Here is a 13,830-nt window from a genome sequence, read left to right as displayed (position 1 = left end):
AAACACCATGCAGAATTATCTTCCGAGAGAATCACTCTTTTTAAAGGCATCCACTTTAAGATATTCATCATTTTCTTGTTTCTTTTTTTTATCTGAAATTAAAATTCCGAAAAGATGGTCGATTTCGTGCTGAAAAATAACTGCTGTAAAGCCTTCAACAATTTCTGTATGTTTTTTACCTTGTAGATCTACATATTCAAGCTGAATGACTTTACTTCTGTAAAACAGATCTCTAAACTCAGGAATCGACAAATCTCCTTCCGGTCCGAGATTCTGCAATTCAGATTTCCAGGTGATAATTGGATTGATAAAATATTCTAAAGGTTCGTTAGGTTTATCAAAACGCTGTACCCAAATTACTTTTCTGTTAATTCCGACTTGTGGAGCGGCAATTCCTACACCGCTATCGGTAGAAAGTAGTGCAAGTTTCATTCTATCTACGAGAACCGCAGTATTTTTATCCAAAGGATCTATTTCTTGGGAAACTGCAAGCAAAGTTTGATGCTGAAGTTCGTCTGTAGACTGATAAATGGGTAACGCCGAATGAATATCGCCTTCATTAATGAGCTTAATTTCAGCTCTCGATAGTTTCTGTGCCTGGAAAAAAGTAGTGAATACAATAAAAAATAATAGGCTTTTTTTCATTTTAAATTATGGAGCAAATTCAGATTTGTAAGTAGAATATTTTTAAAAAAATTAAAATTTATAGAATTTTTAGTACGTTTTTGTCATATCACTTGGGATAATTAAATTATAATCTGTTGGGAAGTAATCTTTTTCAGGTGTCTTTAATTCCGGGTTTTCCGTTTCGAAAACTGAGATAACCGCTATTTTAAGATTGGGATTTTTCTTTTTTAAATACCAATAAATACCGCCAAATTCCTTAGTGTGAAAATTACCGTTAAAGTGAATGAAAGTTTTACCCGGCTGTAAATTTCGCATGATAGATTCTGCCATTGTAGCATCTTTTATAGCTTGTGCAGAAATAAAATTCATTACTTTGGTTCCTTCGGCGTGGTCTCCCATCATTTTTTTCATTTCGGGATACCCCGGGGTTTCTAAACTAACTTCTATGGGCAATTCTGCGATATAAGATTTTTCTTTTTGGGACAGTTTATTGAGAGATTCTAAACCTTCTTTGGCTGTTTGGGAAGCATATTTTCTAGGTACATTGGTGGCAATGAAATTCAGGTTCTTATCTTTGGCAAAATTCAAAAGAGGTTGGTAATCGGTGTTGTAATTATTCCATAAACGAACAGAATCTTTCAGGTTTTTCGCATCAATTTTTCCGGCTAAATATTGGTTAATCTGTGGCTGATTATCCCTTTCGAACATTTCAGCACCCAGCGTAATTTCTTTGTTCTTTTTTTCGTACAAAGCTTGGGTAACTTTCAGCTGAAGCCAATGTACGATTGAATTATTATGAAATTCACCAAAGAAAACGACATCGTAATCTGCCAGATTTTTAATCATTTTCTCTGCTTTCACCGCTTTTCCTTTTTTATTATAAAACTGATATGGCTTAAAGTTTTGCGCATTTAAGACCGAAAACCCTACAACGAAAATCGCAACAAGAATATTTTTCATAAAAATTATAAAATGGTTACAGCATGTAAAGGTCGTGAAGTTTTTTTCAATTAAGTGTATGTTTTCTCAACTAGTTTCAATTTTTTTTGAGAATTGAAATAGATAAAAATCATCTTGTAAAAACATTTTAAGAAAAATTGTATTCATTTTTTGAAAATATTTTTAAAACAGTTATAAGAATTCAATTTAGTTTAAATTTCACCAAGTGAAAATGGCAGTTTACCAAGTCTGAAGAGATTCATTGTTATTTCAGGGTAATTTTACTCTAGAACTTTAAATAATAAACAATGAAAATCTATTCTCTCATACTCGTTTTTGCGATTTTGTTTTTGAAATCTCAGGAAATCAAAAAAGAAATTGAGGTAAAACAGGCAACTGTATTTCTGCAAGGTGCCAAAGTTTTTGGAACCACCAATGTAAATCTTAAAAAAGGTAGAAATACCGTTACCATTTTTAATCTTCCTAATGATCTGGACGAAAATACCTACAAAATAAATCTGGAAAAAACAACAACACTTCTATCCATTACACCGCAAAGCAATTATCTTAAAAACGATGAACTTACAGAGAGCGAAAAAAAACTCGACGTTGAAAGAAAAAAATTGCAAAGACAGGTAAATTTGCTTGCTATTCAGATTAAAAATCTTAATGGTGAACAAAACATCATTCAAGATAATCTTAAAGTTTCTACCAATGATAAATCTACGCCTCAGGAACAGCTTATAAAACTGACTGAATTTTACAGAAAAAGAATGCTGGAAATAGATAATCAGGTTTTTGAACTTAATGAAAAAAAATCTGTTTTGGATGAAAGTATTACCAAAATCAACAATCAGTTTTCTGAAGAACAGACTCATAAAAATACCAACAGAAAAGAATTGATTCTTGAGATTCTTGCAGAAAATGAAATGAATCTGAATCTCGGACTAAGTTATATTGTTTCTAATGCAGGTTGGGTTCCATCGTATGATTTGAGGGCTTTATCTACTAAAAAACCGTTAGAAATTGTCTATAAAGGTAAAATTTACCAAAAAACCGGTCAGGATTGGAGTAATATTAAGCTTTTTGTTTCTACTTACAGACCTTCTTACAACCAAAACCGGCCTATTTTATCTCCATTGTATGTTGCAGAATATAGAGCATATAATAATGAAGACGTAAAGTTGGGATATACTAAGAAAGTGGCAGCCGATATATCCAATTCTTACCAGATGAGAGCTGAAGTTGCAACACCTAGTCAGATTCCTGTAGCAACCGTTTCAGACAGTCAGATGAATATTTTGTATGAATTGAATTACAGCCAAACAATTCTGAGTCAGGAAAAAGAGCAATATGTCATTTTAGATAAAAAGAATGTGGAATCTACATATAAATATCACACAGTTCCGAAGATAAACAATCAGGTATTCTTAATGGCATTTGTGAAAAACTGGCAGAATTTAAACCTTATTTCCGGCGAAGCAAATATTTATTTTGAAGACAATTATATCGGGAAAACCAACATTACCAGTAATTATGTAAAGGATGAATTTCCTATTTCTCTCGGTGGTGATGAAAGAATTGTGGTAAAACGAAATAAAGTGGAGGACAAAACTGCTCAAAAATCTTTCAGCTCCAATAAGTTTGAAACCGAAGCTTACGAAATATCTGTAAGAAACAATACTAAAGAAAATATTGAACTCGAAATTTTAGACCAGATTCCGCTAAGTGAAAATCAGAAAATTACCGTTAAAACTTTAAATATCGGAGATGGGTTGTATGATGATAAAACAGGAAGCATTCTTTGGAATAGAAAAATAAACAGCGGAGCTACCGAAAAAATCAGTTTTTCTTATGAGATAAAATATCCGAAAGAAATGCAGATTCAATATTACAGTCGATAGGAGTTCAGATATTGGTTTCAATTGCAAATTCATCAAAAATATTAATAAAAAAAATCATTATGAACACAATAAAATTTATAGCATTAGCTGCAACTTCCGTTGTTTTTATCGGGACAGAAGAAATTTTTAAAAATTTCAACAGTAGAAAAATTGAGGACTCGAAAATAATTCAAAAAAATGTTTCATTTCATCCAAAGCATTCAGTTTATAGTGAAAATAAAATTCAGGTTGCTTTACTTCTGGATACTTCCAATAGTATGGACGGACTTATCGAACAGGCAAAATCCCGACTTTGGAATATTGTAAACACTTTAACAACTTTAAAGTATAACGGAAAAGCTCCCGAAGTGGAAATTGCATTATATGAATATGGAAACGACGGATTGCAGGACGAAAATTACATAAGACAGGTGACTCCGCTTACGCAGGATTTAGATTTGATTTCGGAAAAACTCTTCGCCTTACAAACCAATGGGGGAAACGAATATTGTGGAGCGGTAATTCGAGATGCATCTGAAAATTTGAATTGGGATGCCAACGAAAAAAGCATGAAACTCATTTATATAGCCGGAAATGAACCGTTTAACCAAGGCAGAATTAATTATAAAGATGCTGTTAATCAGGCAAAAAATAAAAATATCTATACCAATACGATTTTCTGTGGCAGAAAGGAAGAAGGAATTAAGGCATTATGGCAAAATGGTGCTGTTTTGGGTGAAGGAAAATATTTCAATATCGACAGTAACGAGAAAGTGATCTTTATTAAAACTCCTTTTGATGAGAAAATTTATGAGTGCAACGGTTTGCTTAATGATACTTATATTTCTTACGGAAACAAAGGCTATGAGATGAAAAATAAACAGATGTTGCAGGATTCGAATGCAAAATCTTTATCGGCCTCTAATGCTGTAGAAAGAACAGTAAGTAAATCTAAGAAAAATGCTTATAAAAACGATCATTGGGATTTGGTAGATAAGGTAGAAAAAGATCAGTCTTATATTTCAACTCTCAAAGAGGAAGATTTACCTTCGGAACTGAAAGGAAAAACAAAAGCTGAAATTACAAAGATTATTTCTCAAAAATCAGCCGATAGAGAAAAAATTCAACGAGAAATTGAAGTTTTAGCTAAAAAACGACAAGATTTTATTAATTCTGAAGTTAAAAAACGGGGTAATTCAGATCAAGATGATTTGGGAAAAGCAATAGGAAAATCTATTGAAGAAATTGCAAAGAAAAATGGTTACAGTTTCTGATGAGAAAATATTTCTTAATTATTGGGCACGGCTTTGCCGTGCCCAATAATTTACAAGATGAAATAATAAAGTAAACTATCTTCCAAATCTGAAATATTCTGTAAGTGGATGTTTTTTATCTTTAAGATAGGCAGAAGCCATTTCCATTCCCGTAACAGAAAAAGTAATTCCGTTTCCGCCAAAACCTAAAACAAAATAAGAATTTTTAAAGTTATCGTGCGTTCCGATGTAGGGAAGTCCGTCTTTTGTTTCGCCAAAAGTTCCTGTCCAGACAAAATCGGTGTAAAAAGGATAATCGGGTTTTATTTTTTTCAGAACACGTAAGATTTCTTTTTCTTTTTTGTCAATAAGAGAATCTCTTTTTATAGGATCAGAAAAATCTTCATCGCCACCACCAATCAACAATCTGTTATCGTCGGTAGTTCGCATATAAATATAAGGATCATCGGTATTCCAGACTAAGGTACTTTCAATATTTTTAAATTTATCCTGATCTATTTCAGACACAACGGCATACGTACTTTTTAAATCTACAAAATGCTCTTTAATCATTGTACTGCTTTCATACCCAACACAATAAATTATTTTTTTTGCCTTAATGTTATGTCCTGTTGTCGTTAAAGCCAAATTGTAATCTCGCAGATATTTCACCGATTTCATTTCGGTTTTGTCGAATATTTTAAGTCCTTTCTTTTCATTAAATCTGAGGAGTTCATGGGCGAATTTAAAAGCATCAATACTTGCACCCTGTTTAGATAAAATTCCTCCATAAGTATTCTGAAAACTGAATTTTTCTTCTACATCTTTACTATCCAGCCAAGAAACCTCAAAACCTGCTTTTTTTCTGACTTCAAATTCCTTTTCCAGCCATACCGCATCTTTCTTTTTACTTGCAAAATAAAGGGATTGTTTTCTTTTGAAGCCTGCTCTGGATTTTATTTCTTTGGTAAGTTTTTCCAATTCATCTATAGATTTTGAACAGGCTTTGTAACTTTCTACTGCTCCTTTTTCGCCGATCATTTCCATTAATTCGTATAAAGGAGTATCAATTTCATATTGAAGCATGGAGGTTGTTGCAGAAGTACTTCCGTTGCAGATTTCTCGTTTATCGATGAGAATAGTTTTGTGTCCGTCTTTTATCATTTGATGGGCGATAAGACTTCCTGTAATTCCGCCTCCAATAATCAGAACATCACATTCTTCGTCAGATTTCAAGGACGGATAAGAAGAAATCAATCCATTTTTAATCAGCCAAAAAGGTTCATTAGATTTCAGATCCATAAAAATTTATTTTTCAAAAACTTATCAATAATTAAGCCTTAACTGTCACAATTTTTCGATATGGTTTAATTATTGATAAATTCATCACACAAACACCAATAAAAATTTAAATATATGATCACAATTATTAATGATACCCCAGAAAATGTTGCCGCATTCTGTGCAAGTGGAGAGATTACCAAAGAAGATTTCGAAAATGTTGTTATTCCGCGCGTTAAAAAGAAAGTAGAACAGTTCGATGAACTCAATTATCTTATGTATTTAGATACAGATTTAGAAAACTTTACCGCAGGAGCTTGGTTTCAGGATGTTTTACTGGGTATAAAAAATCTTTCTAAATGGAATCGTGCAGCGATTGTAACAGATAAATCCGGAATACAAAATTTTACGGAAATATTTAGTGTTTTAATGCCTGGAGAATTCAAATCTTTTCCTAGAGAAAACCTTTATAATGCTCTGTTTTGGTGCCAAAACGGTAATGAAGTTCAGAGTTAAATTAAAGGTTTCTAATATTTCTTCATACATCATAAATCAGCCGATTCAGATATTGAATCGGCTGTTGTTTTTTTATATTAAAACCAATGAAATTACATCATTACGTTCTCTTCTAATGACTTCTGAGAGCTGTATTTGTAAAAGTATCTTATACTGATCATCAATCCAATTAATGTCATAAAAACACCTACTAAAGACGCGTAGTTGTAAGAAAAACCCTGATCTAAAGGGATTCCGCCCAAAAATGCTCCCATTGCATTGGCGATATTAAAAGCAGCCTGCATAAAAGCAGCCGCCATCATTTCACTATTTGGAGCAGTCTTCATCATCATGATATTAATAGGAGGTGCAACAGACATGGATAGTGTACCACAGATAAATGTAAGAACTAAAGAAAGGTTTTGATATTTTGAAAATAAAAACACTCCTAATAAAGCTGTCATCATTAATGCGAGAAGAATAATGCATGTTTTTTCCGGACTTAATCGATCCGATAAATAACCGCCGACAAGATTTCCAACTACCATACCTGCACCGGCAAGAATCATTACATACGCCATATTGCTTTGAGAAATTCCTGAAACGACCGTCATTAAAGGCGTTATATAACTGAACCATGTAAAAAGACCACCAAAACCTATCGCCGTAATGGCAAGAACGAACCATGTCTGCTTTCTCTGAAGAAACTTAATTTCTTTTTTGAAATGGGTGTCCTGATTCGCATCCATCGCGGGCAACCATAATTTAAGGAATAATAAAGTGAAAAGCCCAATTACGGCAACGATAGCAAAATACCACCGCCAGTGAAATTCGTGCCCAATATAGGTAACCAAAGGAACCATTGCCAAATTGGCAATAGTAAGGCCTGTAAACATTAGAGAAATATTGAAAGCTTCTTTGCCCTTGGCTGCCATTCTTGTTGCAACAACGGTTCCTACCCCAAAAAATGCACCGTGTGGAAGTCCTGATAAAAATCGGATAACCATCATCGTTCCGTAATCCGGAGCAATCGCAGATAAAGCATTGAATAATGTAAAAATAATCATAAGTGCTATTAAAACCTTTTTCGGAGGATGTTTTACCGAATATCCTATTAATAGCGGTGCACCAACAACTACTCCAAAAGCATAAGCAGAAATGAGATGACCTGCTTCCGGAATCGTTATATGCAGACTTTTTGCTACATCGGGTAACAGTCCCATAATGGTAAATTCTGTCGTACCTATTCCCAAACCGCCAATTGCGAGCGGAATTATTCTTTTATCAATCTGCATCTGAAAATGTTTTAAAACCTATTTTTTTAGTAAAAATGATATTTTACTTTTTAAGATGCAAAATTCTAAAGAATTTATTATTCTCACTTTAACTGAAATGATAATTGTTTGCTCTGTATTAACTTTTTTAATTATTTTTGAATATAATATTAATCAAATGAGAACAAAATGAAAATTCAGAAAGAAGAAATTTGTTTTGAAGATAATCAATCTTTTAAATTATTTTCGCCTTCTTTGAAGGATTGTTTCTTCTGGCATTATCATCCCGAAATAGAATTGGTTTATGTGGAAGCATCGAAAGGAATTCGGCATGTCGGAAAAAATATTTCTGATTTTGAAGAAAGTGATCTGTTGCTGATTGGTTCTAATGTTCCGCATCTCAATTTCGATTATAAAATTCAGACCGAATGCAAGCAGCTTGTTTTACAGATGAGAGAAAATTTTTTTCATGAAGTAATAATGCCTGTTCCAGAATTTCAAGGTATTAAAGAATTGTTGGAACGTTCTTATCTCGGTTTATCATTCTTCGGAGAAACCAAAGAAATGGTTGTAAAAAAGCTTCTTCAAATTAAAAATGAAGATTCTTTTAACTCTTTTATGAGTTTAATAGAAATTTTACAAATTCTGTCTAAAAGTTATGATTGTAAAGAATTGAATACAGAAGATACAAGAGTGAAATGGTTCTTTAATGATAAAATCAGAATGGGAACTATTTATGATTATATTCATGAAAATTATGATAAAAATCCCAATGTAAATGTAATTGCAGAAGACGTAAATCTCAGTATACCTGCTTTTTGTCGTTATTTCAAGAAACAAACGAACATGACGTTTACAGATTTTGTAAATAATTACAGAATCAATCAGGCAAAATTACTGCTTCTTCAGAATGAATCTATAACATATGTCTGCTTTCATGTGGGTTTTGAAAGTCTTTCTTATTTCAATAAATTATTTAAAAAATATATTGGAGAAACTCCATCTGCATTCAAAAAGAAACATTTGAGTAGAGTAGAGGTTTAGTTGGATTAGGAAATATATTTATAAAAAAATCGCTTCATTAAAGAAAAAGAAGCGATTTTTAAGTTTTAATGTATATGTTTTTCTGCGTGATAAGAACTTCTTACGAGTGGAGAACTTTCTACATGTCTGAAACCTAAATTTCTTGCAAAATCCCCAAACTCATCAAATTCTTCAGGAGTGATGAATTTTTTTACAGGAAGATGCTTTTTGGTTGGCTGCAGATATTGCCCAAGCGTAATTACATCTACATTGGCATTTCTAATATCTTCAATGGTCTGAAAAACTTCATCTTTTGTTTCTCCTAAACCAAGCATAACTCCGGTTTTGGTACGTCTTTGTCCAGCTTCTTTCAAATATCTTAAAACCTCCAGACTTCTTTCATATTTAGCTTGGATTCTCACTTCGCGTGTTAATCTTTTAACCGTTTCCATGTTATGGGAAATTACTTCGGGTGCCACATCCACAAGTCTGTCGATATGTTTTGTAATTCCTTGGAAATCTGGTATAAGAGTTTCCATTGTAGTTCCTGGAGAAATTCTTCTTACAGCATTTACAGTTTCTGCCCAGAGAATAGAACCCATGTCTTTTAAATCGTCTCTGTCTACGGAAGTTAAAACAGCATGTTTTATTTTCATGAGTTTGATGGATCTCGCCACTTTTTCGGGCTCATCCCAATTTACATCAAGAGGTTTTCCCGTTTTTACACCGCAAAATCCACAGCTTCTGGTACAGATATTTCCTAATATCATAAAAGTTGCTGTACCTTCACCCCAACATTCTCCCATATTAGGACAGCTTCCGCTCTGGCAAATGGTATTGAGTTTATACTTATCTACTAAAGTTCTAAGTTCTCGGTAATTTTTACCGGTAGGAAGTTTTACTCTAATCCATTTCGGTTTCTGAACGGTTGTATCCTGAACTAAATTCTCCATTTCTAAAAATTGAACTTCAAAGTTAGTGATTTTTTTATCGAAACCATCAAATACTCACATTGATGAAACAGATTACAGTTTTGAATTTTGGCTGAATTAATTATTTAAGCCCTCTTTTCAGAGGAAAATTTTTATACATTTATATTCGAAAAAAATAAAATATGAATTTACATATCGTTGCACTTTTCAGAATTAAAGAAAATCATTTGATGGAAGCTGTTGAGCTTTTTCAGAAACTGGTATATGCAACAAGAAAAGAAAGTGGATGTATTCAGTATGATTTAATTGAAGATTCTGTAAATAAAGGAACTTTTTTCCTTATTGAGCTTTGGGAAAGCAAAGAACATCATCATATTCATGACAGTGTTGAGCATCTCGTGGATTTCAGAAAAAATATTTCTTCAATTCTAGAAGAAAGTACACAGGTGTATAAAGGATTTAAAATCTATTAAAAGCAAAAGGCAGATTCAGTGGTTTGAATCTGCCTTTCTTAGAAAAAATAGAAAGTACTAATATTAAGAGTTTGTTATTTGTGTAAGAGATGATGTTACTTAACAATCAGTTTTTTGGTTTCGGTTTTTCCTGCATAAGTAATTTTAACTAAATAATTTCCTGATGTAAGATGAGATAAACTGATATCCTGCTTATAAAAGCCTGTATTGTTGGTAAGTTCGGAACTGTAAACTTTTCTGCCATTCATATCGAATACTTCAATATTTCCTTTGCTGTCAGATTTTTCTTTTACATCAAAGAGAACAGTTACTTTTTTGTCAGCGGTTGTAGGATTTGGATAAATTCCGAAGTTTGCTGCTTTACCAATTTCTTTTACACCTAATGTAGAAGTAATATTTTTATATTTGAAATACATATTTCCCGTAGCAGTGCCTTCGTTTGTAATAAAATACATTCTGTAATAGTCTGATCCCTGTTTTACATAATATACAACATCAGAGTAAGGTGCTCCAGAAGCAGGTTTCCAAGAATGACCAACACTGGTAATAATATTTGAAAAAGATGTCGAAGCAGGTAATGTTGCTGTTGAAGTAGCTTGTGTTTCTGGCTGTACTTTTGCTATTGAGATACTTGGATTCTGAATAACTCCCGCCATTTTATACATCATTGCTCCACCCGGATAAGTATAATTTGTGTAGTATCTGGTGAACATAAAATCCCAATTGGTTTTCTGTGGCTCCAGATTATTCACTTTATCACCTGTTGCAAAGGAAAAGTAATTGAAGAAAGCATCATCTGTACCATTGGCTAGTGTTTTGGTTTGGGTTGCATTCCAAGAAGTACCATTCCACTGGGCATACTTAAATGTATATCCCCCAGAAAATTCGTTGATGAAGAATTTATAATAATTTTCATTACCATAATCGAGTACAAAAACCACCTGTCCCAATACTTTATGAGTTGCCACGTCGTAGGTTCCCCAGCCAAAATTCAAATTCCATGCAGGAATTAGTGTTGCAGAATCGAAAACCCCGTCCTGAATCCTTGTTGTTTGATCTGGGTTATAAATAGGACTTCCCCAAGAAGATTTTTGCGAAGGTAATACCGTATCGAAAGACGAAGGAGTAGCAGAAGTCTGATAAACGGTTACATTTTTGGCATCGTTAATTTTTATTCCTTTATCCATTGCATTATTTCTGTAAAATGCAATATCCCAAGTATCTGCTGCCTGCGAAATGCTTGTATTAGAAGATAAATCGAAAAATACTCTGTTTTGGTAACCATTGCCCATAGACATATTTACTGTGGTGTAACCATTGGCATCTGTCTGTGCAAAGTTTACCTGCTGAATGCCTAAAATAAGTCCTGCTGCTAAAAGTAGCTTTGTTTTCATAATATATTATTTAAATTTATTTAGAATTATTCCACAAAAGTAATAATTAATTTTTATTCATTCTAAATAAAATTATATATTTGCTGAAAATTATTTAGGTAATGAATAGGAAGGTATTGTCTGTTGGTTTATTGTCTGCTGTTTTTTGGATAAAAGCTCAGAATAAAGACTCTTTGCAGTTCTCAAAAATAGATGAGGTGGTTATCACCGGTCAGTATAAGCAGCAGTCTATTAATAAATCAATTTATAAAGTTGAAGTGATTGATGCACAACAGATTAAAAATATGGCTGCAACAACCGCATCTGAAGTTTTAAGCCAGAATCTTAATATCCTTATTGAGCCTAATAGTGGAAGTGGAGATTCTAATGCTAAAATCATGGGACTTGGAGGAGCTTACACTAAAGTTTTAATCGACAATATTCCTGTAGTAAGCGATCAGGGTATGGGAAATCAGGTTGACTTAAGTAAAATTAACGTAAACAACATCGAAAGAATTGAAATCGTAAAAGGGGCGATGGGTGTAGAGTACGGTAATAATGCTGTTGCGGGAGTTATTAATATTATCACCAAGAAAAATTATTCTAAAAAAGTTTCTGCCTTGGTTTCATTGCAGGAGGAAACTGTTGGTAAAGATTATGATTGGTATAAAAAAGGAAACGGTCGCCATATTCAGAACCTTAATCTGGGTTTCAGGATCTCAGAAAACTGGTCTCTTACAGCAGATGTCAACCGTAATGATTTTCAGGGATATAAGGGCGAACTAGAGGGTTACAAATATTTTAGCGATAATAATGATAAAAAAAGAGGTTATAATTGGTTGCCAAAAGACCAGATTACAGCTAATGCAGCCGTAAGATATTCTAAAAATAATACTTCATTCTTTTTAAAATCGAATTTTCTCAACGAAAATATTAACTTTTATAACCGCGTAATTGAAGATTTACCTTTAGGAAATGGTAACCGTACCTATATTGCAAACGATAGGAATTATTTTACTACAAGATGGATTCATCAGTTTAATATTCAGACAAAAATAGGTTCTAGAATTAATTATTTGGGAGATTTTTCATATCAGAGTCAGGAACGAAAATCTCAGGACTTTGTTTACGATATTCCCAACAGAAAAACGTTGTCTGAAGAAGATAAAAAATTATTCTATGAATCTAAGGTATTCTATTCAAGAGGAATGTTCAGTAATTTTCTGGATAACGAAAAAATAGATTTTCAGTTGGGTTACGAATTAGATCGTACCAGTGGTTTTGCCGGATCTGAAACATTTGCATTTAACAACAACGGGATTAATATCAACAGATCTATTTTTAATTATGCCAATTTTCTTTCTGCTGAATGGAAAGTAAACAACCAAATTTCCTTTCGTCCCGGCGTAAGATTAGCATTGAGTGATAAATTCGATTCTCAATATAATTATTCTTTTACGGCAAGATTTAATCCATCAGAAAAATCAGATTTTAGGGCTGTTTTTGGGTCGTCAAACAGATTTCCTGTCTACGATGAACTCTACACTTTTGTAGTAGATAACAACCACGACATCAGAGGAAATGAAAATCTTAAACCGGAAACGGGCTATTCTTTAGGTTTGTTTTATGATTTCAGCAATTCTAAAACCAATGCATGGAGAACCAATATCAGTATTTCGGCAATGTATCTGGATGTGAAAGACAGAATTGAAAGTGTTATTGTAAGCAACAGTCCGCTAAAATATACATTTCTGAATGTCAATAATTATAATTCTTTGCTTTTTGGAGGAGGTTTCAGTGTGAGAAAAGATCAGCTTTCATTCAATGGTGGGGTTTCAGTGATGGGGATTTCACAAAGTCTTACAACGGGCAATATGAATTCACCAGAAAATTACAAATTTTATACAGAAGCCAATTTCTCTGCAAATTATACCCTTCCAAAAGTGAAAACGCTTTTCGCGCTCTACTATAAATATACAGGTGTGCAAAAACAGTTTACGCAGAAAGCATTAGAAAATCCTGGTCAAACACCAGAGTATGTTTTGGGAGAAATAGGGGCATTTAATATGATGAATTTTACGGTGAGTCAGCCATTTTTTAATAATCATTTAGAGGTAAGTCTTGGCGTTAAAAACATTTTTGATGTTTCTGATGTAAGAAATACGGTGATTTCCGGTGGTGCACACAATTCCGGAACAGGATCACAAAATTTATTCTATGGAAGAAGCTATTTCGCGAGACTCAATTATCAGTTTTAAATTTTGAAGCATAGAAATC

12 protein-coding genes are annotated in these 13,830 nt (G+C 33.0%); 6 read left to right on the top strand and 6 right to left on the bottom strand.

Going from position 1 to position 13,830, the window contains the following annotated elements:
- Nucleotides 1-15: 15 nt before the first annotated feature.
- Both IV513_RS05725 and IV513_RS05720 read right to left on the bottom strand, forming a co-directional pair.
- On the bottom strand, nucleotides 16-645 hold the full coding sequence (locus IV513_RS05725; RefSeq protein WP_209389658.1) for a peptide deformylase: 630 nt from the start codon (nucleotides 643-645) through the stop codon (nucleotides 16-18).
- A 69-nt stretch (nucleotides 646-714) separates the two neighbouring features.
- Nucleotides 715-1,587 carry a ChaN family lipoprotein gene (locus IV513_RS05720; protein ID WP_209389657.1) on the bottom strand — a complete coding sequence of 291 codons (873 nt, stop codon included), beginning with the start codon at nucleotides 1,585-1,587 and terminating at the stop codon, nucleotides 715-717.
- A 287-nt stretch (nucleotides 1,588-1,874) separates the two neighbouring features.
- Between IV513_RS05720 and IV513_RS05715 the strand changes: the two genes are divergently transcribed.
- A complete protein-coding gene (locus IV513_RS05715; RefSeq protein ID WP_209389656.1) occupies nucleotides 1,875-3,470 on the top strand; it encodes a DUF4139 domain-containing protein in 1,596 nt (531 codons plus the stop codon).
- 59 nt (nucleotides 3,471-3,529) lie between these two features.
- The gene (locus tag IV513_RS05710; protein ID WP_209389655.1) at nucleotides 3,530-4,723 is read left to right on the top strand and encodes a VWA domain-containing protein; all 1,194 of its coding nucleotides are present in this window, start codon (nucleotides 3,530-3,532) and stop codon (nucleotides 4,721-4,723) included.
- A gap of 75 nt (nucleotides 4,724-4,798) precedes the next feature.
- On the opposite strand, the gene IV513_RS05705 is transcribed toward IV513_RS05710, so the two are convergent.
- A complete protein-coding gene (locus tag IV513_RS05705) occupies nucleotides 4,799-6,004 on the bottom strand; it encodes an FAD-binding oxidoreductase (RefSeq protein ID WP_209389654.1) in 1,206 nt (401 codons plus the stop codon).
- Between the two features lie 114 nt (nucleotides 6,005-6,118).
- Between IV513_RS05705 and IV513_RS05700 the strand changes: the two genes are divergently transcribed.
- Entirely contained in the window at nucleotides 6,119-6,499 is a 381-nt protein-coding gene (locus IV513_RS05700) for an STAS/SEC14 domain-containing protein (RefSeq protein ID WP_209389653.1), read from the top strand.
- A gap of 92 nt (nucleotides 6,500-6,591) precedes the next feature.
- Here IV513_RS05700 and IV513_RS05695 read toward each other — a convergent pair whose 3' ends face one another.
- On the bottom strand, nucleotides 6,592-7,773 hold the full coding sequence (locus tag IV513_RS05695) for an MFS transporter (protein ID WP_209389652.1): 1,182 nt from the start codon (nucleotides 7,771-7,773) through the stop codon (nucleotides 6,592-6,594).
- Nucleotides 7,774-7,941: 168 nt separating this feature from the next.
- Here IV513_RS05695 and IV513_RS05690 point away from each other — a divergent pair, with 168 nt between their 5' ends.
- Entirely contained in the window at nucleotides 7,942-8,796 is an 855-nt protein-coding gene (locus IV513_RS05690; RefSeq protein ID WP_209389651.1) for an AraC family transcriptional regulator, read from the top strand.
- 65 nt (nucleotides 8,797-8,861) lie between these two features.
- Here the strand turns inward: IV513_RS05690 and lipA are convergent, their stop codons facing one another.
- A complete protein-coding gene (gene lipA / locus IV513_RS05685) occupies nucleotides 8,862-9,728 on the bottom strand; it encodes a lipoyl synthase (protein WP_209389650.1) in 867 nt (288 codons plus the stop codon).
- Nucleotides 9,729-9,889: 161 nt separating this feature from the next.
- Between lipA and IV513_RS05680 the strand changes: the two genes are divergently transcribed.
- Entirely contained in the window at nucleotides 9,890-10,180 is a 291-nt protein-coding gene (locus IV513_RS05680) for a putative quinol monooxygenase (protein WP_209389649.1), read from the top strand.
- A gap of 95 nt (nucleotides 10,181-10,275) precedes the next feature.
- Here the strand turns inward: IV513_RS05680 and IV513_RS05675 are convergent, their stop codons facing one another.
- Nucleotides 10,276-11,574, bottom strand: a complete 1,299-nt coding sequence (locus IV513_RS05675; protein ID WP_209389648.1) for a T9SS type A sorting domain-containing protein — start codon at nucleotides 11,572-11,574, stop codon at nucleotides 10,276-10,278.
- Nucleotides 11,575-11,675: 101 nt separating this feature from the next.
- Here IV513_RS05675 and IV513_RS05670 point away from each other — a divergent pair, with 101 nt between their 5' ends.
- Nucleotides 11,676-13,811, top strand: a complete 2,136-nt coding sequence (locus IV513_RS05670) for a TonB-dependent siderophore receptor (RefSeq protein WP_209389647.1) — start codon at nucleotides 11,676-11,678, stop codon at nucleotides 13,809-13,811.
- Nucleotides 13,812-13,830: the final 19 nt, after the last annotated feature.

Origin of the sequence: Chryseobacterium sp. RR2-3-20 (genome assembly GCF_017808115.1) — a bacterium.
GTDB classification, from domain to species: Bacteria; Bacteroidota; Bacteroidia; order Flavobacteriales; family Weeksellaceae; genus Chryseobacterium; species Chryseobacterium oryzae.
The sequence above is the reverse complement of the archived record's forward strand: the minus strand, read 5'-3'. Positions and strand labels throughout refer to the sequence as shown.

What these genes read in the sequence shown, in the direction of transcription:
- IV513_RS05695 (WP_209389652.1), bottom strand. Translation starts at nt 7,773, where the DNA reads ATGCAGATTGATAAAAGAATAATTCCGCTCGCAATTGGCGGTTTGGGA.
- IV513_RS05690 (WP_209389651.1), top strand. Translation starts at nt 7,942, where the DNA reads ATGAAAATTCAGAAAGAAGAAATTTGTTTTGAAGATAATCAATCTTTT.
- IV513_RS05700 (WP_209389653.1), top strand. Translation starts at nt 6,119, where the DNA reads ATGATCACAATTATTAATGATACCCCAGAAAATGTTGCCGCATTCTGT.
- IV513_RS05725 (WP_209389658.1), bottom strand. Translation starts at nt 645, where the DNA reads ATGAAAAAAAGCCTATTATTTTTTATTGTATTCACTACTTTTTTCCAG.
- IV513_RS05680 (WP_209389649.1), top strand. Translation starts at nt 9,890, where the DNA reads ATGAATTTACATATCGTTGCACTTTTCAGAATTAAAGAAAATCATTTG.
- IV513_RS05720 (WP_209389657.1), bottom strand. Translation starts at nt 1,587, where the DNA reads ATGAAAAATATTCTTGTTGCGATTTTCGTTGTAGGGTTTTCGGTCTTA.
- IV513_RS05705 (WP_209389654.1), bottom strand. Translation starts at nt 6,004, where the DNA reads ATGGATCTGAAATCTAATGAACCTTTTTGGCTGATTAAAAATGGATTG.
- IV513_RS05675 (WP_209389648.1), bottom strand. Translation starts at nt 11,574, where the DNA reads ATGAAAACAAAGCTACTTTTAGCAGCAGGACTTATTTTAGGCATTCAG.
- lipA (WP_209389650.1), bottom strand. Translation starts at nt 9,728, where the DNA reads ATGGAGAATTTAGTTCAGGATACAACCGTTCAGAAACCGAAATGGATT.
- IV513_RS05710 (WP_209389655.1), top strand. Translation starts at nt 3,530, where the DNA reads ATGAACACAATAAAATTTATAGCATTAGCTGCAACTTCCGTTGTTTTT.
- IV513_RS05715 (WP_209389656.1), top strand. Translation starts at nt 1,875, where the DNA reads ATGAAAATCTATTCTCTCATACTCGTTTTTGCGATTTTGTTTTTGAAA.
- IV513_RS05670 (WP_209389647.1), top strand. Translation starts at nt 11,676, where the DNA reads ATGAATAGGAAGGTATTGTCTGTTGGTTTATTGTCTGCTGTTTTTTGG.